Source organism: Thermoleptolyngbya sichuanensis A183, assembly GCF_013177315.1.
In the GTDB taxonomy this organism is placed as follows: Bacteria; Cyanobacteriota; Cyanobacteriia; order Elainellales; family Elainellaceae; genus Thermoleptolyngbya; species Thermoleptolyngbya sichuanensis.
Genome location: NZ_CP053661.1, coordinates 4,573,276 through 4,593,279 on the forward strand (window position 1 = coordinate 4,573,276; position 20,004 = coordinate 4,593,279).

A 20,004-nucleotide genomic window follows, 5' to 3' on the forward strand; every position below is an offset into this window, starting at 1 on the left:
GACTGTGTAACTTTCTCTAACGCACGACTAGCGCAGCATTTTAACGAGCCTTAGCGCTTGACTCAGCCTTTGGGCTAGATGATCCTTTGAGCCACGCCAGCGAGGAGCGGATATGAGCGAGCGGTCAAAATTGCCTGTATCGTCCGGGTCCACGGGCGCGGCGGCGCGGGCGCTGCTGGATGCGGGGTTGGCAGCGCTGAAGCGGCAGGAATATGGCACGGCAATCGCCCATCTGGAGAGCCTGTTTCGCACGCCCGCCGAGCGCTCGGTGCAGCTTAAGGCGCGAATGGGGCTGGTGATGGCCTACGAAAAATCGGGCAATGTGCAGGAGGCGATCGCCCTCTGTCAAACCCTCAGCAACAGTTCCCATGTGCAGACCCGCCGCTGGGCCGCCAAAGCCCTGGCAGAGATTGCCCAGCGCCATCCAGAAGCCGCTGAACCTGCCGCTGCTTCGGCACAGTCTCTAGAAGCTCCTCCGGCTGCTGCCCGACCCGCGTCAGAAGATGACCTCGCGGCGGGGTTGACTCACGCTCCCGGCAGTCGCTCTCCCAGCCGCCCGTTGCGATCGCCCAGCCATCCCCCCGCTGCGTCGGCAAGCTCCCTGCCCAACGACACGGCGATCGCCCCCGTTCAAACAACGCCCATTGACTGGCGGCTGGCCGGCCGCGCCCAAAAGTGGTCGCCGCTGCCGATGGTGGATCGGGCGGGTCTTTGGGCGCTGGGCCTGGGAACGGCGATGGCCCTGTTCGCCTTGCTGCGGGGGCTACTGCTGGCGACGTTTTGGCTATTTAACCACACGATCGCCCGCATCACATTTCCGGTTGACCTTCGGTATTACAGCATTTACCGCGATCCGGCGGCGCTAGTGCTGCTCGGTCTGTTGGGTCTGGCGATCGCCCTACCCTGGCTGATGACGCTGTTGCTGCGTCGAGCCTACCAGATGCAGCCGCTGGCAGTAGATACCCTGGAACAAGCCAGCCCCGAAGCCGCCCGCGTGCTAAAGCGAATCTTTGGCCAACAGCAGCGCCCCTTGCCCAAGCTGGAACTATTGCCCACAGACGCGCCGCTGCTGCTGACCTATGGATCGCTGCCTCGCCTGTCGCATTTGGTTCTCAGTCGTGGGCTGTTGGCGCAGCTTCGGGATGACGAGATTGCGGCGCTGGTGGCCGGGGAAATCGGGCATTTGCAGCACTGGACCGCAGGCGTGATGTCGCTGGTAACGTTGGTGGGGCTGCTGCCCTATCTGCTGTATCGGGTGCTGGGGCAGTGGGGCGATTCCCAGCGCAATGCCGGGCTACGCGCTCTGGCGATGGACGGTTCCCTGTTGGGCTACGGCCTTTTTTGGCTATGTCGGGCCGTGGGGCTGTGGTTTTCGCGGCGGCGACTGTTCTACAGCGATCGCACCTCCTCTAACCTGACGGGCAACCCCAACGCCCTCAGCCGCGCCCTGCTGAAATGTAGCCTGGGCCTGTCGCAGGCCGTGGCCCAGCAGCGCCAGACTAGCCCACTGCTAGAGAGCCTGGAACTGCTCATGCCCGTTGGGATCAAAACGTCACTCACGCTGGGCAGCCTCTACGCCCAGCACCCCAGCCCCGACCTGCTCCAGTGGGATTGCCAAAATCCCTACCGCCACTGGCTCTCGGTCAGCAATGCCCATCCCCCCTTGGGCGATCGCCTCCAGCACCTCAGCCGCTATGCCCAGCACTGGCGCTTGTTCCCCGAACTCGACCTGCCGCCCGCTGCCCCGCCTCGTCTGTCCTGGAAGGAACGTCGTCCTTTGCTGCTGCAAGCCTCGCCATACCTGGGGCTGGGCATTGGGCTGGCGATCGCGCTCTTCCTCTGGCTGGTCGGCGGAGTCGCCACTCAGTTCAACTGGCGCGGGCTGACCTGGATGTGGGGCGATCGCACGCTGCTGATGGGCTGCGGGCTGCTGGGCTTTAGCTTTGGCACGTTTGTCCGCATCAATTCCTTCTTCCGCGACATTCCCCGCACGGCTCCCACCGACCTGTCTCTGGTAGAACTGATGCAGCCCCCCGCTCCAATTCCCTTACCCGGACAACCGCTGCGCCTGCGGGGAACGCTGCTGGGTCAGCGCGGCATCTGCGCCCTGCCCAGCCAGGACTTGCTGCTCCAGTGCGAAACGGGGCTAATCCGGCTGCACCACACACACCGCTTCGGCCCGCTGGGCAGCCTCCTCGCACCCGGTCGTCACCCCAGCGGCTTGATCGGCCGCCCCGTCACGGTTACAGGCTGGTTTCGCCGGGGCGCAACACCCTGGATCGATGTAGAAACGATTCAAACGACGCAGGGCGCAGTTTGCCGCAGCGAGCACCCCCTCTGGTCTACGCTCGTGGCGATCGCCGCTGCGCTCTGGGGCTTCCATGTCATCCTGACGGGCTTTTAGGATTTTGGGTTTTAGATTTTGGGTTTTAGATTTTGGGTTTTGGGTTTGCGATTTTAGAGCGCCTGTCTAGTGTCTGTGAGCTGCCAGGAATTTCATTGGTGGCGCTGTGTAAGAATGTCGGTTTTACCGCAGGGCATGGTCTAGAAGAGATCTACCCATAGTCACAGATTCGGCGCTTTTTTGAGCCGCTGTTCAACCTGTTGTGAAACTGTGAAACTATTGTGAATGCTACATCGCAGAACGAGTGCCCTTATTCTGCACTGCCGGATTCTGCCTTGACCAGCGGGGCGGGGGCGATCGCCACTGGAGGCACGCGGGAACCAGGCACACCGCTGGCGGCCAGCAGTTCGGCCACCGTGGCGCAGCGCATGGGCAGCCCATAGGTGCTGGGGTTGACGAAGTGCTGATAGGTGAAGTGGCGATAGCCTAGACAGAAGCGATCCCAGGCGGCCATCTGGATGCGGAAGAGGACAATGAGGAGATCGATCAGCCGACGAGTCAGCGGAATGCGGAAATAGATGCGCTTACCCAGGTAGGCGCTCATGTCGGCGATCGCCCGGTTCACCGTGATTGGTTCACTGCCCAGCACCAGTTCGCGCCAATTCGCGAAGCAATCCGTCCCAGAATCGCCCAGTTCTGGCGGGTGTTCTACGAGATGGGCGACAACTTGGGCAATATCCTGTGCGTGGATAAAGTGAAAACTGCCGTCGAGCTTGAGGAAGCGCAGCAGCCCGATCCATTTTGTGACCTCGGTAATGCCGCCTGAGAGGTGCGAGTAGGGCTTGGTGTCATCGCCACCAAAGACCAGTGTGGGGAAAACGGTGGTAATTTGGGGGGCGATCGCCAGCTTAGATAGCCGCTGATGGCAGGCGTATTTGGCGCGGATATAGTCGGTGCCGATTTCGCCCGCCTGCTTGAGCGGCTTGCCCTCGCGATCCAAAATGCTGGCAGTGGAAAAATAGATGACCTGTTCACACACATCCGGGTCAAGCAGGTTCATCAGCCGGACGGTTTTAATCACGTTTACGTCAAACACGTCCTGTGCCCCGCCCCATACGGCAGCGGTGAGGATTGCTACATTAATGGTTTTAAGCAGCTTATTTTGCTGCTCGATCTGGCGCATATCGCCTACGATGAGGTGGATTCCCGGCCGCGTGTCTACACTCAGCCGAAACTTCTGCGGGTTTCGCACCAGTAGAAACAGTTCGTGCTGCGTCTGATGAATCAGCGCGTCAGCAATGTAGTGCCCAACGCAGCCGCTTGCGCCCGTAAGGAGGATTCGCTTCGGAGTCATGTGTGGGGGTGGCGGAGTGAAGAAACGAAGTAAAAACCTGGGCACGATGTACCCAGGCGTTCACTCTACAAAGGCCGCTAGGCGATCGCCAGCAGTTTGTCGGCCTGCTTGGCGGTTTCAAAGAAGAAAGCGGCGTTTTCTTCGGGCGTGCCCGGAAGGATGCCGTGGCCCAGATTGAGAATATGCCCCTGATTTCCGGCTTTGCGGATGGTGTCGAGAATGCGATCGCGGATGAAGGCTTGCGACCCAAACAGCGCGCACGGGTCAATATTGCCCTGCACCCCTACGGCCGGCCCTAAGCGGCGACGCGCTTCGGCCATGTCTACCGTCCAATCTACGCTGACGATATCCACGCCCGATTGTGCCATGCGCTCCAGCAATCCGGCGCTGCCGTTGATATAGAGAATCATCGGCGTGTCGGGATATTTGGCCTTCACCTGGCGCACAACCTGCTGCTGGTAGGGCAGGGCAAACTGGTCATAGTCTTGCGGGCTAAGGTGACCCGCCCAAGAGTCAAACATCTGTACCACCTGTGCGCCGTTTTCGATTTGATAGCAGACGTAGGTGGCGATCGCATCTGCCAGCTTGCTCAAGAACTGATGCAGAATCGCAGGCTCCGTAAACGCCATGCTCTTGATAATGGTGTAATCCTTCGAGCCTTTGCCTTCGATGGAATAGGCCGCCAGCGTCCAGGGAGCGCCGACGAAGCCCAGCACTGCCGCTTCGTTGCCCACTTCCTGCCGCAGCGTCCGCAGAATCTTGCCGACGAAGCTGAGATGCTGTTCGGGGTCGAGTTCATGAAGTGCATCGACTTGCGCCTGGGTGCGAATGGGCGGATCGATGATGGGGCCACGGCTTTCGATGATGTCGAAGGGAATACCAATTCCTGGCAGCGGCGTGAGAATATCGGAAAACAGAATCACCCCATCGGGACGAAAGGCTCGCCAGGGCTGGAGCGAAATTTCTACCGCCAGGTCAACCGTTTCCGAGCGCTCACGGAAGGAGGGGTATTTGTCGCGCAAATCCCGATAAATCTTCATGTAGCGCCCGGCCTGGCGCATCATCCACACGGGCGGGCGGTCTAACACCTCTCCACGCGCAGCCCGAAGCAAGTATGGCACTTGGGTTGATCCTGTCATTGAAACGTCTCTCTTTTAAAGGGGTTAGGGATTAGGGTTTGGGGACTAGCGCTGTCGCTCCGCATGGCTGGCGCGAGGGTAAGAAGACCAGGCAAATGGCGAGGTTAGCTGTAAGAAATGAGCCTGGAATATATGAGCCTGGATGAACGCGCTCTGGTTGACTCGATTCACTCGACAAGTGAACTGGCCAGAGCGTCTTTTCGTCAAGCACAAACTCCGGCAGGTCAGTCACACACAACTGAGCGGTAACGTCTGATTATACGCGATCGCGCACCCCAAAAATCCCTTTTCCACGCCGCACAAAGCAAAGCAAATCTAGCCTTAGGAACTTTAGTTTGGACTAACTGGCATCACAATAATGCTCAACAGGATGCCATAAAGAATCTGCTCAACCGTTCATAACAGTTGAACTTAAGGAATTGGATACAATCCTGCTCGCAGTTAAGCTGCTGTTGCAACCGGACTGTTCAGGGATTGTTCGGATGTCTTGCGTTTCGAGGCTCGTTTTTTGACCATCGGATAGCAGGGACGAGGAGTTGGCTTGTGCCCCTTGCCTCGTCCTGGCGATTTACCACGAGGTTTAGGCGCAGGAGCAGGGGTGCCAATCGCTGCCAAAATGCCTGCAAACGCTTGTGCGACCCGACCCGGAGTCAACGTTTCTTGCGGTGCCTGCCAGGGCAAGGGGTGGTCAGTACAGTCCTTTCGCGCTAACCACAACTGCCAACTGAGCAACGGCATCAGGCTGCTCCACTGTTCGGTTGCCGATACAGAACTGAACTGGGGATGTGTCCAATATAGCCTCTGCTTGGCAAAGCGATACCAGTGTTCAATGGCAAAGCGACGGAGGTAGTGCAACCACAGGGTTTCTAACGGAGGCATCTGCTCACCCAGCCAAACTAACCACAAAGGAGCCAAGCGTCGCGTGCTGCTCTGTGTCTCCAGCACCTCCACGCGCAACACTTCCATTGCCCGTTTGGGGGATTTGCGGAAATGGTATGCACTCCAACGACTGACCCGCACTCGTCCCCAGTTGGGATCATCGACTTCAACGGTTTCGACCGGGACACTCCAAGTGTCAGGGTCATTGAGTTTCATCTTATGTCCATGCTTGGCAGGTGCGCCTCGCCCTCGATACGCTGGGGGCGCGCCATAGACACATCGATTGGATGTAACCCGCAGCAGCAAGTCTGCCTCAATCCCTGCCGTTTGGTTGACAAAACTGGCATTGCCGTACCCTCGGTCGTAGATCGCCAACGGACGCACCGCTAACTGCCGAGTCACTTGTTTGAGTTGGAATGCCGCTTTACTGGCGGGTGTTTCAAAGCTGGTGATGCGCTCATGCCGCAATGGTAATGCCCAACTGCCCCTGTCTTCAGCAATCCAGGCTAAGGTACTGTAGTTTTGTCCGGCTATCGGGGCATGTCCTGTTCGGGAGCATCCCACTTTCGCGAAAACAGTGCGAAGGGTGAGAATGGGAGGGTAGCCCCAGGGATGACTCACCATGACACCTGAAGACCAAAAGCGATTGGAAACTTGTACAGCAGAGATCGCCGAGATTTTGTATCGCAATAGCAACCGAGAGGGGCTCGATAGTCTAGAAGGCATCGAGCAGACTGTACGACGGCAAATGCTAGAGGAGGTGAGCCCTCGAGTTGCCCTTTTTTTGTCAACCAGAAAGCCTACCCCGCCCGAGGCCGGGTTCGCCGATTGAAGAGTTTAGTAGGGGTCCTTGAGATTCGTCAAAGTCAGGCAGAACGGTTAGGCGTAAAGGCTTACAGCCGTCTCAGTGGTGGCCTAGAGAAAGCCAACCTACGCTTAAGTGCCAACGAATCGTTTCAAGATGCAGAGGATGACATCGTAGCCCTGACCGGGATGCGGGTCGGGCACTCGACCCAACAACGTCTGGTGGGGCGTCAGTCGTTCGAGTCTGCCGAGGCTAAACAAGGCGTCAGTGAGGTCAGCATTGATGGCGGCAAAGTCCGTCTGCGTGACCTGCTAGAGTCCGATAGCCCGTGGCGAGACTACAAAGCGGTGCGGGTGGAGGGGATTGATTACAACGCCTTCTTCCAAGACAATGACAGCTTGATTGATTATCTCAGCGCTCAACGCTTGCTCTCCCCACTGGTCTGTCTGGGCGATGGTCACGCTGGGGTGTGGAATCTGTTTGCTCAACTCACCACCGTTGAGACCCGTTGGGAAATCCTCGATTGGTACCATCTCAAAGAAAACCTCTACAAAGTCGGTGGGTCGCTCAAGCGCTTAGCAGCGGCGGAAATGCTGTTATGGCAAGGTCAAGTGGAAGCCGCCAGGGCCCTCTTTGCCGACTGTCGGCGCAAGCAAGCCCGCAATTTTGAAGCCTATCTGAGCACCCATCGCTCTCGCATCGTGAATTATGGGTTCTACCAGGCTGAGCAACTCTGTTCTATTGGATCAGGAGCCGTAGAATCGGCTGTCAAACAGATTGGGCGACGCCTCCAAATTTCGGGTGCTCGCTGGAATACGGCCTCCGTTAATGCCATGTTGAGTCTGCGCTGTGCCTACCTCAATGGACAGCTCGCCAGTTGACTGTTTCATCGAAAGTGGGATGCTCCTGTCCTGTTCTGCCTGATAAGGTGCGGTCTTTCAAACGCCTGGCAGCAGGACGGTTCCACCGACTCGCATCACCTGCCAACAACGGTTGCTGCTGAGTCGGTATCTGCTGCACCAACAGCTTCAGCACCTTTGATCGGGGTAGGCGGCTATCGCGCAACGCTTCATAGGTGCTCGACCACTGGCGACGAAAGACAGGACTCTGCGATAGCCTCACAAACGACACGATGCACGCACTCACTTTAGTTTGGACTAATGGTGAAGAGGAAGGCAGTCAATGAGAAGCACCGACTGCCGTAAGGTCAATGAAGTACAACCAACATTGACCCCATGATTTTCAACGAACTTCAGCAATTTCGCCAAACGTTGTATGCCAGCTTGGGAAACGCCAGAGATGCCCTGTTTGATCTGATGGATGCCGTGTTAGTGAGTGCGTGCATCGTGTCGTTTGTGAGGCTATCGCAGAGTCCTGTCTTTCGTCGCCAGTGGTCGAGCACCTATGAAGCGTTGCGCGATAGCCGCCTACCCCGATCAAAGGTGCTGAAGCTGTTGGTGCAGCAGATACCGACTCAGCAGCAACCGTTGTTGGCAGGTGATGCGAGTCGGTGGAACCGTCCTGCTGCCAGGCGTTTGAAAGACCGCACCTTATCAGGCAGAACAGGACATGCCCCGATAGCCGGACAAAACTACAGTACCTTAGCCTGGATTGCTGAAGACAGGGGCAGTTGGGCATTACCATTGCGGCATGAGCGCATCACCAGCTTTGAAACACCCGCCAGTAAAGCGGCATTCCAACTCAAACAAGTGACTCGGCAGTTAGCGGTGCGTCCGTTGGCGATCTACGACCGAGGGTACGGCAATGCCAGTTTTGTCAACCAAACGGCAGGGATTGAGGCAGACTTGCTGCTGCGGGTTACATCCAATCGATGTGTCTATGGCGCGCCCCCAGCGTATCGAGGGCGAGGCGCACCTGCCAAGCATGGACATAAGATGAAACTCAATGACCCTGACACTTGGAGTGTCCCGGTCGAAACCGTTGAAGTCGATGATCCCAACTGGGGACGAGTGCGGGTCAGTCGTTGGAGTGCATACCATTTCCGCAAATCCCCCAAACGGGCAATGGAAGTGTTGCGCGTGGAGGTGCTGGAGACACAGAGCAGCACGCGACGCTTGGCTCCTTTGTGGTTAGTTTGGCTGGGTGAGCAGATGCCTCCGTTAGAAACCCTGTGGTTGCACTACCTCCGTCGCTTTGCCATTGAACACTGGTATCGCTTTGCCAAGCAGAGGCTATATTGGACACATCCCCAGTTCAGTTCTGTATCGGCAACCGAACAGTGGAGCAGCCTGATGCCGTTGCTCAGTTGGCAGTTGTGGTTAGCGCGAAAGGACTGTACTGACCACCCCTTGCCCTGGCAGGCACCGCAAGAAACGTTGACTCCGGGTCGGGTCGCACAAGCGTTTGCAGGCATTTTGGCAGCGATTGGCACCCCTGCTCCTGCGCCTAAACCTCGTGGTAAATCGCCAGGACGAGGCAAGGGGCACAAGCCAACTCCTCGTCCCTGCTATCCGATGGTCAAAAAACGAGCCTCGAAACGCAAGACATCCGAACAATCCCTGAACAGTCCGGTTGCAACAGCAGCTTAACTGCGAGCAGGATTGTATCCAATTCCTTAAGTTCAACTGTTATGAACGGTTGAGCAGATTCTTTATGGCATCCTGTTGAGCATTATTGTGATGCCAGTTAGTCCAAACTAAAGTATTCCTGCACGCGCGGCAAACGCGAGGGCGACAGGCGCTCCACCCAGGCTTCGAGATAGGCCCGGTTGGACTGTTGCTGGGCAAGATCGGTTGTATCTAGCGGATGCGGTAGCGTGCCCAAAATAGCTGCCGTCGTCACGCAAAACATTGATTTTTGGAAGCTGAGACAGATCTTCACCCGCAGGTCATCTTCGCCGCGCAGCCCTTGCTGATAAATTTTGTGCAAGTAATCAGGCAGAAAATGGCGCATATCCTGCATCAGCAGCGTGGGCGGAATGCCTCCACCCCCAATGGGCAGCGGATCGGCAAACAGCGCTCCATAGTTAAAGTCTGCCTGGTTGGCTGAAATTTGGTGCGCCTGTGCGTTGTAAGACACCGTGCCAAAGAAGGGAAACGACCGGAGAAACACCGCTTCCACATAGGGCAGCGCGGTATCGGGCAAAAAGGTCAACCCAGCGGAAGCTGGCAGCAGGTCGTAGGATTTTCCGTCAATATTGACCGCATAGGTGATCGGCAGTGCGGCTGCATCGACTAAGCCCTGCTTGACATGCGCCACAACATCGGCAATTGTCTGGATTTCTCCCCGGTCGTAGCGATCCGAAAGCGTCAGGAACATCGGACTCATGACCCGCCAAAACTGCCCTAGCCCACTGTAGTAGCAAAGCTGCCGCACCTGTTCTACCAGGAAGTCGGGAAATATCTGATTGAGGCCGCTCATCAACGGATTGGACTTGACCTTGGCGCGAATCGCCGTTTTCGCCAGGTTCACAAACTCCGGCGTGTCGAGAAATGCATCCAGCCCGCCGCCACCGTGCCAGAACATGCCTTTCATGCAATATTCGGCAAATTCGTAGTTAATCCGGTCGTGCCACCAGTGGCGCAGCAGCTTGGCTGTTGTGATTTCGCCGTTGAAATATTTGAAAAACGGAAACAGCACCAAAAACTGATGCTCTGAAATGTAAATCAGGTTGCGCCAGTAGGCATCCAGCACCACGCCATAGCTCTTGAGAATGCCCACCACTTCCACGACGTTTTCCGGGGTGTCGGGCAGCAGCGCACCGCCAGATTCAATCCGGTCCACGATGTAGGCGAGGGGATGGGCGGCGGGAGGAGGTGCGGTTAGCATAGCAGGAGCTTCAGGATCTTATAGAGCAAGGGGGTTGGGTGTGGGGTGGTGGGATGGTTGCGTAAGCTGCGTGATCCCTGATCTTTAAGGATGTTTAAGAAAATTACTCAAAAATTACTCAACGCTTCGGCGGAGGGGGCGGGGTGCCAGCGCAGCGGCGATCGCCCGGTCGTCTAGCGTGCCCAGCGACAGGGAGGTGAGTTCACTCCAGCGGGTCATCCAGTTGGGCTGAAGCCCCAGGAAGATGACCAAAACGACGACCACAATCGAAGGAATGCGGTCTTTCCAGTAGATGGCCGGCAGGTTCGCTAGGGCATCCGGCAGCCGTCCAAAGAAGACGCGGTTAATCAAATTCAGGAAGTATACGGCTGTTAGCCCAACGCCGAGCATACACAGCAGAGTCTGGATGGGGAAGACCAGCAGGCTGCTGCGGTAGATGATGTACTCAGCAATAAAGCCCACCATGCCGGGAATGCCCGCGCTGGCCATGACCCCAGCAATCATTAGGGAACCCACCAGCGGTAGACCTCGCTCTGGGGTCAGCAGGCCCCGCAGCACCGTCACATCCCGCGTCCCGGTTTTGGCATAGACCACGCCCACCAGGAAAAACAGCAGCGCGGAAATTAGCCCGTGGCTGACCATTTGGGCGATCGCCCCGGCGATGCTCAGCGGCGTGGCGGCGGCGGCGGCTAACAGGATATAGCCCATGTGCCCGATGGAACTGTAGGCGACGATTTTCTTCATGTCGGTCTGGGCGATCGCCACAAAGGAGCCATACAGCACATTCACCACCGCCAACCAGGCCAGCCACGGTGCGACGACTTGCCAGGTTTCAGGAAATAGCCCCAGCCCAAAGCGCACAATTCCGTAGGTTCCCAGCTTCAGCAGCACACCCGCCAGCAGCACCGAGGCTGGCGTTGGCGCTTCGACGTGGGTATCTGGCAGCCAGGTATGCAGCGGCACAATTGGAATCTTGATGCCGAAGCCAATCAGCAGCGTAATCAGCAGCACCAACTGAGTGGCAATCGGCAGCGCCGGGTTTTGCAGCGCCGCATAGTCAAAGCTGCCTGTCCCACTGAGCAGCGCCAGCCCGAAGAAAGCAGCCAAAATCAGGATTCCAGACAGGGCAGTGTAAATCAGAAATTTGGTTGCCGCATAGCCTCGCCGCGCACCACCCCAAATTGCCACCATCAGATAAAGCGGAATCAGTTCCACCTCGTAGAACAGGAAGAACAGCAGCAGGTTTTCTGACAAAAACGCCCCCGCCACGCCCGCTTCTAGCAGCAGCATCAGGCAGTACCAGAGCCGGGGACGGTTCAGATTCGCATCGGTGCTGTAGATTGCCAGCCACACCAGCAGGCTATTCAGCACCAGCAGCGGCAGCGACAGCCCATCCATCCCTAGCTTGTAGCTCAGCCCAAGCTGCTCAATCCACGTCAGCGATTCCTGAAACTGAAATCCAGCCGCACTCGTGTCAAACTGGCTGACCAGCACCCCAGTCCACGCCAGAACCATCGTTGCAAACACCAGCGCCACCTGGCGACCCCGCTCTGCTGCCTGCGCCTGGGGCAAGAAGCTGATGATCAGCGCACCAATGACCGGAAACCAGATTAGAACACTCAGCATGGCGAATCGGAAGGGTTGGATGCTTGGGCGAGGGTTTGGGTAGAGGGTTTGAATGAAAAGTTTGGTTAAAACGCTCGGATGACAGCTTTTTCTTTTAGACGTTTTGGCGACGGGCGTTTTGAATTCAGCAATAGCGATTTAAAACATCCAGCCCAGCCAGGCGATGCCCAAAATGACTCCGATAAACACGGTCAGCAGGTAGTGTCTGGCGCGTCCTGAGACGGTGTATTTCAGGCTCTCGCCACCAATCAGCGAGGCAACGCCAAGGAGATTCACCATGCCGTCTACCACGTATCGGTCAAACCAGGCCGTGAGCCGCGACCCCTGAGCCACAGCAAACACGACCGTCAGCTTGTAAAGCTGCTCAATCCGAAAATCGTGGGCCAGGAAATCCTGGAGCGATTTCCAGCCCAGTCCTCCTGGCTGCGGCAGGGGGCGAGATCCCATGTAAAAGAAAACACCCAGCCCACAACCTGTGATGCTGGAGGCAAATAGCGCCCCGGCGATCGCCAGATTCACGTCTCTCCAGTCGGGCAGCAGTCCCCAGTTGTGGAGCATGACGGGCACAAGCAGCGTGGCGATCGCCACCGATACCATCGGCACTGCAATCGGCCAGGGTGCTTCAGGAGCGCGTCGCGTTTTAGGCTTTACCTCACCACAAAAGACCAAACCAAACACTCTCGTTAGCCCAAAAGCCGTCAGTCCATTGACGATCAGCAGCACCGCCAGCAAACCTGGCGAAGACCGCCACACCGGCAGCGCCCACTGATACATCGCCCAAAAGCAGCCCATCGGCACCAATCCCACAGACCCTAGCGCCCCGATAATAAAAGCGCTAGCGGTTGCAGGCATCCGCGACCCCAGGGCCCCCATTTCTCGCAGATCTTGAGTGCTGGTGGTCAGAATCACTGAGCCAGTGCACATAAACAGCAGTGCTTTGGCAATTCCGTGGGTTAGCAGCAGCAGAAGTGCAGTGTCATGCTGCTGTAGCCCTACGGCCAAAAACACCAGACCCAGGTAAGCGCTCGTGGTGTGGGAAAGGGCGCGTTTGATGTCGATTTGGGCGATCGCCACCAGCGAAGCCCCAACCGCCGTCACCGTCCCCAGCACCATCAGGGTCGTCAGCGCCACAGGCGACAGCGCCACGATCGGCTGCATCCGAATCAGCACGTAGGCTCCGCAGGCCACCACCACCGAGTTCCGCAGGATCGAAGCCGGGTTTGGCCCCTCCATTGCCTCATCCAGCCACAGGTTCAAAGGAAACTGGGCACACTTGCCGACCGGGCCCGCGATCAGGGCCAGACCCACCAAATTTGCCACCAGCGGCGACAAATTCGCTGTTTCAGCCCAGGCTTCTAGATAGGGAAAATCTAAATCACCCGCCAGTAGACCCACCGCAACCACGCCCATCAGCAGCAGCACATCGCCCACGCGCTTGGTCAGAAAGGCATCACGAGCCGCCGTGACCACCAGCGGTTGGGCATACCAAAATCCCACCAGCAGATAGGTCGAAAGCGTCAGCATCTCCAGCAGGGCATAGCTGAGGAACAGCGAGTTACTTAGCACCAGTCCGCTCATGGCTCCCTCAAAAAAGCCCATTAGCGCGTAGAAGCGGGCCAGCGCCCAGTCTTTCTCTAGGTATCCCAGGGCAAACACTTGGGCAATCAGGCTCAAGGCCGTAATAATCAGTGCTGCGCCAACGCTGATTCGGGATAACTCTAGCGATAGGGTAATGTCCAGATCTAGCACCGACAGCCAGGGTAGCGGCTCATACTGGGGCGGCATATCCCAAACGGCCCACAGCAGCAGCGCACAGTGAACCAGGGCCAGCAGCGTCATCAAAATATTGAAATAGGCCGCTGGCCGGGGACCCGTTCGCCGCACCGCCCCCGCAGACCAGGGCAACGTCAACAGCGCCCCCAACAGCCCATAGCCTGGTACCCACCAACTGGTTTCAATTAGAAACTGAACCATCGATACCATCCCCTACGCGCGTTACACATACCAAGATAGGTGCCAAATAGGTGCCAATATTTTGGGCTGTCTCTTGTCAACTCGTAGACATGCCATAGTGGCTCAAACGTTTCCCTAGCGAGCCTGAGGCTACTCTACCGCAGCAAACCCTATAAGCCTGACTAATTTCAGACGAATCCAAACCCTGAGCCTAGTAGGTTCGTGCCCTTGTCCAAACCAAAGTGGTCTTAGCCAAGGTGTGAACTAGCTTGAACCCATTGGTCTAGAACTATTTGAGCAACTTGAGCGATTCTCGCATCGCTGCTAATGCCAGATCAAGCGAACCGAGGATTTTCCTGGATGCTGGCGGGTTGCGACGTGCTGTTGACTCTGTTGACTTGGTGCTAAGTTGACTTGGTGCTAAAAAGGCGATCGCACTTTTCTCTAGAACGTGCGATCGCCGCTACACAAAGTTTTTGTAATAAGGACTATAGCATTACCGCCGCAAAAGCTAAAAAAAGCAAACAACTTGTTGACCCTCTGGCTTCACACGATTGACAACGTTGAAATGTAAATTATTGTGTTGATTCTCAATCAAAAAACACAAAATATTAAATCCCCTCAAGGTTTACGAACTGTTTTCCTAGAATAAAACATTGGCTCTCGCTTTCCTCATAGAATATAGGGGCCATTACAGGATAAGGAGTTAAAGGTTCAAGGATCTGGCAACTTCCGAAACAGCACTTTTCGGTAGGTGTGCCTGTCCTTGGTATTGTTCACAGATATTTGTCAGATAGTTTGTCAGATATTTTTTGTAGGTATTGCCACAATGCACAGGATGTGCGGTTCTATGTGCAGCTTTGCTCACACCACGCATTACACTACAAGCCTTTGCGCTCTGTTCTTGGGTCAAGCCTGTTAAGGAGCAGATTGCCAACGGATATAACGCTGAGTTATATAGACCATAAAAACAATTACTTTGGTTTATATTGCCAAAGCGTCCAACCCCCTTGTATTCTGACAATGGGAATTCCGTCGTGCTTTTCCAATCTATTTCTTGTGATGCAAATGCCGAGTTTGTTTGCTCATTTAGAGATTTTTTGGACATCTTGTGATATCGGCTGAATCTAAATTTCAGCACTTTATCTAAGGATTTGAAGCCGTACAGGTTGTTGACTATGGCTAGATCTCCTCAGAGGTTCCTACAGGAAACTCCAGAGTAATTGCTCTATGCCCATGTTGCACGGTTGTTCTGGTTTGAAGCACGCTGAGGATGATGGTTGCCGGGTTGGCTAACCGCAGCTTGTATAGCTGAGACAAAGCGTTATCGCTTGCGTCATTTCCCACACCTATGGTCGCTTAAGTCCATTCTGCAAGACTGATGGAAGGTTGAAGCAGAGTCGTTATATCTAAAGTCGCTGCTGGCTGTTACTTAGTTGCACATAACTTGTCATAATTAACAGTTGCAGACAGATTGACGGTGTTGGGCTGGTGAATAAGGGTTCTGGACGAGTTTGCTGGCCCAGGCTGCGAGTGGCGATGAATGGCGATCGCAGGTTGTAGTTTTGTTTGAGTACCGTTTTTTGGAAGGGAGAAAACGATGGCAATTGCAGTTGGAATGGTAGAAACTCTGGGCTTTCCTGCCGTGGTCGAAGCGGCGGACGCAATGGTGAAAGCAGCACGGGTGACGCTAGTTGGCTATGAGAAAATCGGCAGTGGGCGGGTGACCGTGATTGTCCGTGGCGACGTGTCCGAAGTGCAAGCTTCCGTGGCAGCTGGGATTGAAAACGTGAAGCGAGTCAACGGCGGACAAGTGCTGTCCACTCACATTATTGCTCGTCCTCATGAAAACCTGGAGTACGTGCTGCCGATTCGCTATACCGAAGCCGTTGAAGCCTTCCGGGAAAGCGTCAGCGGGATTCGCCCCGTCAACCGTCCGTAGTAGCCGCTAGATGCAGATTGCCAAGGTTTGCGGTACGGTCGTTAGCACTCAAAAAGAGCCTAGCTTGCAGGGGGTCAAGTTTCTGTTGTTGCAGTTTGTCGATGTGGAGGGAAACCTCTTGGCAGACTATGAGGTGGCAGCAGACAGCGTAGGGGCCGGGCTAGATGAATGGGTCTTGGTCAGTCGAGGCAGTGCTGCGCGTCAGACCCCTGGCGGAGAGTCTCGTCCCCTGGATGCCCTAGTGATTGGCATTATTGATACCGTGAGCGTGGAGAATCTCATGCTTTATCGCAAGCGGGATCAAGATCGATGATTGTCAATGGTTGTCTAAGAGGGCTGTCCAGCAGTGGTTCCGATTCTAGAGTTCTAAGTTCTAGCGTTCCGATTCTAGAGTGGTGAGGGCGATCGCCCGTTGAGTGCTGTGGGAAACCGAGAGCCTGACCATGTGTTTCAGGCTCTCGGTTTACGGCTGATCGGGGTCGATCGGGCTGTGAGGGTGGTGAAAGGTTTGGATTGACCTTGCTCGATCTGTGTCGGCCGGTTTTGCGGGTTGATCGGCCTGTTAATTTTGCCGGTCACGGTTCGAGTTTTGTTGCTGGGTCAGGAGAGCTGTGGTCATGGTTGCTCAAAGCTCCGTTGCTGCTACACCCTGGGCAAAGGGGGTAACGCAGCCCAAGATTCATGAGACTGCATACGTTCACTCCTTTTCGACAGTGATGGGAGATGTGCAGATTGGTGCAAACGTACTGATCTCACCGGGCGCTTCCATCCGAGCAGAGGAGGGCGCACCCTTTTATGTCGGTTCGGGCAGCAGCGTTCAGGAGGGGGCGATCGTTCACGGGTTGCCGCAAGGGCGCGTGCTGGGGGATGATCAGCAGCCCTACTCAGTCTGGATTGGTCAAGACGCTTCTATTACCCACATGGCGCTGATTCATGGGCCGGCCTATGTGGGCGATCGCTGCTTTATTGGCTTTCGGTCTACGGTGTTCAACGCCCGCATCGGCGAGGGCTGCATTGTCATGATGCACGCGCTCATCCAGGATGTGGAAATTCCGCCGGGTCGGTATGTTCCCTCTGGGTCGATCATCACCACCCAGCAGCAGGCCGACCGCTTGCCAGAGGTTCAGTCGGTTGATATCGAGTTTGCTTCCCAAGTCGTTGGTTTCAACGACGCAATGCGGTCTGGTGGGGGGGGCGCTGGTTCTCCGGCCCGCTCCGAATCAGCCCGCCTTCAGCAGCCGAGCGATCGCGCTGCCGAGTCCTCCTATCGTTCCAGCCAAAATCCTGAGATGCTGAATACTCAATTAACTCCAGAAGTTGTCGAACAGGTACGCCATTTGCTAGCCCAGGGCTATCGAATTGGCACCGAACATGCGGATACTCGCCGATTCCAAACCAGTTCCTGGCATAGCTGTGCGCCCATCCAGTCTTCCCGCGAGGCAGACGTGCTGGCGGCGCTACAAGCCTGTCTGACGGAGCATAGTGGCGAATACGTGCGGCTGTTTGGCATCGATACTCACTCCAAGCGGCGCGTCGGGGAACTGATCGTGCAGCGACCGGGCGATCGCACCAACGGAAACGGCGCATCGACCAGTGCTGCCAGCTATTCCAGCCAAAGCTACACTAGCCAAAGCTATAGCAAGCCTGCTGCGTCCTATGGCAGCACAAACCCGTCTGGACTGTCGGCGGAAGTGGTGGAACATGTTCGTGGGCTGCTGTCTCGCGGCTTGAAAATTGGCACCGAACACGCCGACAAGCGCCGCTTTCAAACGAGTTCCTGGCATACCTGCGCTCCCATCCTGGCAACCCGCGACTCTGAAGCGATTTCGGCACTGCAAGCCTGTCTGGCAGAGCATTCGGGTGAGTATGTCCGGCTGTTTGGCATTGATCCCAAGCTCAAGCAGCGGGTTGGAGAACTGATCGTGCAGCGTCCTGGCAATGGGCAAAACGGCAGCGCTCCTGCCCCTAGCTACAGCAGCAGTGGCTTATCCTATCAGCAGCCCGCCGCCAGCAGCTTCAACGCAGGCCATAGCTCTGCTACTTCGAGCCAGCGCCTCAGCCCCGAAGTCGTCGATCAGGTTCGCCACCTGCTGGCTCAGGGCTACAAGGTTGCCGTAGAACACGCCGACAAACGCCGCTTCCAGACTGGCTCTTGGGAAAGCTGCTCGCCGATCGAGTCGGGTCGCGAATCGGATGTGCTGGCAGCTTTGGAGCGCTGCTTGGGAGATAACCAAGGGCAGTATGTCCGGGTTTATGGAGTCGATACTCAGTCCAAGCGGCGGGTTGCAGAGACGATCATTCAGCGTCCATAGACCCTCTAGCCATTTTGTGTAGCTGCCGTGTAGCTGCTCTATGGCGTTGCGGCTCGTTGATCGGGTGGGGTCAGGTTTAACGACAGATTGGTTTATACACCTTTAGGGCAATGCAGAGGTCATCGCTATCGTCAGTTGAGGGCAGCCCTGGGCTGACAAGTGGCGATGTGGTGATTGAACCCGGTGCGGCGATCGCCCCTGGGGTTTTGCTCCAGACTGATCCTGGCAGTCAGATTACGATTCGGGCAGGGGTTAGCGTTGCGGCGGGGGCTATCTTGCACGCCCACGGCGGCCCGCTGACGATCGAGGCAGGCGCGACGATCGGTTCGCGGGTGCTAATCATTGGGGCGGGACACATCGGCGCGACAGCTTGCATCGGTGCTGAGGCGACGATTCTGAATCCGGCGATCGCCCCCGGCGAAATAGTGCCACCCAGGGCATTGCTGGGAGACACGAGCCGTCGGGTTGACCTGGATACTCCACTCGCCTCCGCGATGCCAGACTTCAGCGGTGCGGTTCCATCTATACTTCCATCCATACCGCTGTCTACTCCACCCTCCACGTCTGCTGCTGGGCCCGGGCCCGATGCGCTGAGTGAGCATCGCTCTGTGGGCGGACTCTCGACCACTGCGCCGATTAGTCTGTCCACACCCCCGGTCTACGGACGGGAGGCACTTCAGCAGCTTCTAGCAACCATGTTTCCCTATCGGCAAGCGGAGACAGATGGCGCTTCGCCGCCTGATGCTGGCTGAATCATTTGGTTTAATGTTGTACAGAATTGTGCAGAAATATTGTGCAGAAATCATGCAGAAATCGCGCCAGTGTCTAGCGCAAGTTGGGCAGTGCGAGCCAAAAGACCGCCAAGCCGAGGGCGTAGTGTTAAGCTGAGAAGGCGATCGCCAATCTGAGCATCAAACCCTATGGACGCATCCGGCAAACTTCAGGTTGGAACGACCCCGCCCCGGCGAGACTTTGGAGACAGCGCTTTGGGGTTAGTTTGCACGCGCAGCTTTCCCGCCATTGTGGGCACGGCTGACATGATGCTGAAGTCCTCCGGCGTGACGCTGATTGGCTATGAAAAAACAGGCAGCGGCTATTGCACTGCCGTCGTGCGGGGCGGCATTTCCGATGTCCGCATTGCTGTGGATGTGGGTGAAGAAACGGCGCGACGGTTCGACCAGTTTATTTCTAAAACCATTATTGCTCGCCCCTCGCCCAACCTCGAAGCCGTGCTACCCATCGGCAGTCGGCTGGCAAAGTTTCTCTCCGACCGGGGCTATAGCCGCCTCAGCAAGCAGGCCGTAGGGCTTCTGGAAACACGCGGCTATCCGGCGATGGTCGGCGCAGCCGATGCCATGCTGAAGGCGGCCGAGGTGCAGCTTGCGGCGTGCGAAACGATTGGCGACGGGCTGTGTACTGCAATTATTCGCGGGCGTGTGGCGGATGTGGCAATGGCCGTAGAAGCCGGGATGCACGAAGCCGAGCGGATTGGTGAACTGCACGCTGTGATGGTGATTCCGCGCCCGCTAGATGATTTGGAAGAAACCCTTCCTCTGGCTAGCTACTGGATCGAGAGGCCGCAGCCGATCGCCCTGCCGCTTGATCTAAAAGCGCCGCAGAAGGAGTTGGCGGCACCAGAACAGCCCGAAGTTGAAGTGCAAAAGATAACCGTACAAAAGACCATCGAGTCGGCGGAGCCGCTGGAACCCGAAGCGCGATCGCCCCACGCTGCTCCCCCTCTTGCCGAACCGATTCCCCTGCCAGAGCTAGCCCCCCTGGCTGATCAGCGTCCCAAGCGCCTGGAAAATCCTGAAGAATAATCAAATCAGAATCATCTGACTTTCCCCAGTTCTAAACTCGC

15 protein-coding genes are annotated in these 20,004 nt (G+C 56.6%); 8 read left to right on the forward strand and 7 right to left on the reverse strand.

The features are described from left to right. Positions 1 to 112 precede the first annotated feature (112 nt). On the forward strand, positions 113 to 2,404 hold the full coding sequence (locus tag HPC62_RS18910; protein WP_172358063.1) for a M48 family metalloprotease: 2,292 nt from the start codon (positions 113 to 115) through the stop codon (positions 2,402 to 2,404). Positions 2,405 to 2,654: 250 nt separating this feature from the next. Here the strand turns inward: HPC62_RS18910 and HPC62_RS18915 are convergent, their stop codons facing one another. From HPC62_RS18915 to HPC62_RS23570, 3 genes are all read right to left on the reverse strand, one after another. Beyond that, positions 2,655 to 3,698, reverse strand: a complete 1,044-nt coding sequence (locus HPC62_RS18915) for an NAD-dependent epimerase/dehydratase family protein (protein ID WP_172358064.1) — start codon at positions 3,696 to 3,698, stop codon at positions 2,655 to 2,657. Positions 3,699 to 3,775: 77 nt separating this feature from the next. Then, the gene (gene hemE, locus HPC62_RS18920; protein WP_172358065.1) at positions 3,776 to 4,837 is read right to left on the reverse strand and encodes a uroporphyrinogen decarboxylase; all 1,062 of its coding nucleotides are present in this window, start codon (positions 4,835 to 4,837) and stop codon (positions 3,776 to 3,778) included. Between the two features lie 441 nt (positions 4,838 to 5,278). Beyond that, on the reverse strand, positions 5,279 to 6,280 hold the full coding sequence (locus HPC62_RS23570; protein WP_172358066.1) for a transposase: 1,002 nt from the start codon (positions 6,278 to 6,280) through the stop codon (positions 5,279 to 5,281). Positions 6,281 to 6,338: 58 nt separating this feature from the next. Here HPC62_RS23570 and HPC62_RS18930 point away from each other — a divergent pair. Further along, positions 6,339 to 7,402, forward strand: a protein-coding gene (locus HPC62_RS18930; RefSeq protein WP_172353946.1) for an ISKra4 family transposase whose coding sequence is annotated in 2 segments (ribosomal slippage) — positions 6,339 to 6,495 and positions 6,495 to 7,402 — 1,065 coding nt in all. Because the reading frame shifts where the segments join, the coding sequence is not laid out codon by codon here. Here HPC62_RS18930 and HPC62_RS18935 read toward each other — a convergent pair. After that, entirely contained in the window at positions 7,380 to 7,667 is a 288-nt protein-coding gene (locus HPC62_RS18935) for a hypothetical protein (protein WP_172358067.1), read from the reverse strand. The genes HPC62_RS18930 and HPC62_RS18935 overlap by 23 nt on opposite strands. 89 nt (positions 7,668 to 7,756) lie before the next feature. Here HPC62_RS18935 and HPC62_RS18940 point away from each other — a divergent pair, with 89 nt between their 5' ends. After that, positions 7,757 to 9,070, forward strand: a complete 1,314-nt coding sequence (locus HPC62_RS18940) for an NF041680 family putative transposase (RefSeq protein WP_172353244.1) — start codon at positions 7,757 to 7,759, stop codon at positions 9,068 to 9,070. A 97-nt stretch (positions 9,071 to 9,167) separates the two neighbouring features. Here HPC62_RS18940 and HPC62_RS18945 read toward each other — a convergent pair whose 3' ends face one another. From HPC62_RS18945 to HPC62_RS18955, 3 genes are all read right to left on the reverse strand, one after another. Further along, on the reverse strand, positions 9,168 to 10,310 hold the full coding sequence (locus HPC62_RS18945; RefSeq protein ID WP_172358068.1) for a CO2 hydration protein: 1,143 nt from the start codon (positions 10,308 to 10,310) through the stop codon (positions 9,168 to 9,170). Between the two features lie 114 nt (positions 10,311 to 10,424). After that, complete coding sequence (locus HPC62_RS18950; RefSeq protein WP_172358069.1) at positions 10,425 to 11,936, reverse strand: NADH-quinone oxidoreductase subunit M; 1,512 nt, start codon at positions 11,934 to 11,936, stop codon at positions 10,425 to 10,427. A 138-nt stretch (positions 11,937 to 12,074) separates the two neighbouring features. Next, positions 12,075 to 13,910 (reverse strand): NAD(P)H-quinone oxidoreductase subunit F, encoded by a 1,836-nt coding sequence (locus HPC62_RS18955; protein WP_172358070.1) that lies wholly within the window; start codon positions 13,908 to 13,910, stop codon positions 12,075 to 12,077. Between the two features lie 1,579 nt (positions 13,911 to 15,489). Here HPC62_RS18955 and HPC62_RS18960 point away from each other — a divergent pair. The 5 genes from HPC62_RS18960 (at position 15,490) to HPC62_RS18980 (ending at position 19,963) form a co-directional block, all read left to right on the forward strand. Further along, positions 15,490 to 15,831, forward strand: coding sequence for a carbon dioxide-concentrating mechanism protein CcmK (locus HPC62_RS18960; RefSeq protein ID WP_068507759.1), 342 nt, complete (start codon positions 15,490 to 15,492; stop codon positions 15,829 to 15,831). Positions 15,832 to 15,841: 10 nt separating this feature from the next. Next, complete coding sequence (locus HPC62_RS18965; RefSeq protein WP_068507758.1) at positions 15,842 to 16,144, forward strand: EutN/CcmL family microcompartment protein; 303 nt, start codon at positions 15,842 to 15,844, stop codon at positions 16,142 to 16,144. Between the two features lie 304 nt (positions 16,145 to 16,448). Beyond that, positions 16,449 to 18,143 carry a ribulose bisphosphate carboxylase small subunit gene (locus tag HPC62_RS18970; protein ID WP_172358071.1) on the forward strand — a complete coding sequence of 565 codons (1,695 nt, stop codon included), beginning with the start codon at positions 16,449 to 16,451 and terminating at the stop codon, positions 18,141 to 18,143. Between the two features lie 110 nt (positions 18,144 to 18,253). Further along, positions 18,254 to 18,895 carry a transferase gene (locus HPC62_RS18975; protein ID WP_172358072.1) on the forward strand — a complete coding sequence of 214 codons (642 nt, stop codon included), beginning with the start codon at positions 18,254 to 18,256 and terminating at the stop codon, positions 18,893 to 18,895. A 168-nt stretch (positions 18,896 to 19,063) separates the two neighbouring features. Further along, positions 19,064 to 19,963, forward strand: coding sequence for a carbon dioxide-concentrating mechanism protein CcmK (locus HPC62_RS18980; protein WP_172358073.1), 900 nt, complete (start codon positions 19,064 to 19,066; stop codon positions 19,961 to 19,963). The last annotated feature ends 41 nt before the right edge of the window (positions 19,964 to 20,004 follow it).

What these genes read in the sequence shown, in the direction of transcription:
- HPC62_RS18945 (WP_172358068.1), bottom strand. Translation starts at nt 10,310, where the DNA reads ATGCTAACCGCACCTCCTCCCGCCGCCCATCCCCTCGCCTACATCGTG.
- HPC62_RS18940 (WP_172353244.1), top strand. Translation starts at nt 7,757, where the DNA reads ATGATTTTCAACGAACTTCAGCAATTTCGCCAAACGTTGTATGCCAGC.
- HPC62_RS18950 (WP_172358069.1), bottom strand. Translation starts at nt 11,936, where the DNA reads ATGCTGAGTGTTCTAATCTGGTTTCCGGTCATTGGTGCGCTGATCATC.
- hemE (WP_172358065.1), bottom strand. Translation starts at nt 4,837, where the DNA reads ATGACAGGATCAACCCAAGTGCCATACTTGCTTCGGGCTGCGCGTGGA.
- HPC62_RS18965 (WP_068507758.1), top strand. Translation starts at nt 15,842, where the DNA reads ATGCAGATTGCCAAGGTTTGCGGTACGGTCGTTAGCACTCAAAAAGAG.
- HPC62_RS18955 (WP_172358070.1), bottom strand. Translation starts at nt 13,910, where the DNA reads ATGGTTCAGTTTCTAATTGAAACCAGTTGGTGGGTACCAGGCTATGGG.
- HPC62_RS18910 (WP_172358063.1), top strand. Translation starts at nt 113, where the DNA reads ATGAGCGAGCGGTCAAAATTGCCTGTATCGTCCGGGTCCACGGGCGCG.
- HPC62_RS18970 (WP_172358071.1), top strand. Translation starts at nt 16,449, where the DNA reads ATGGTTGCTCAAAGCTCCGTTGCTGCTACACCCTGGGCAAAGGGGGTA.
- HPC62_RS18975 (WP_172358072.1), top strand. Translation starts at nt 18,254, where the DNA reads ATGCAGAGGTCATCGCTATCGTCAGTTGAGGGCAGCCCTGGGCTGACA.
- HPC62_RS18960 (WP_068507759.1), top strand. Translation starts at nt 15,490, where the DNA reads ATGGCAATTGCAGTTGGAATGGTAGAAACTCTGGGCTTTCCTGCCGTG.
- HPC62_RS18980 (WP_172358073.1), top strand. Translation starts at nt 19,064, where the DNA reads ATGGACGCATCCGGCAAACTTCAGGTTGGAACGACCCCGCCCCGGCGA.
- HPC62_RS18915 (WP_172358064.1), bottom strand. Translation starts at nt 3,698, where the DNA reads ATGACTCCGAAGCGAATCCTCCTTACGGGCGCAAGCGGCTGCGTTGGG.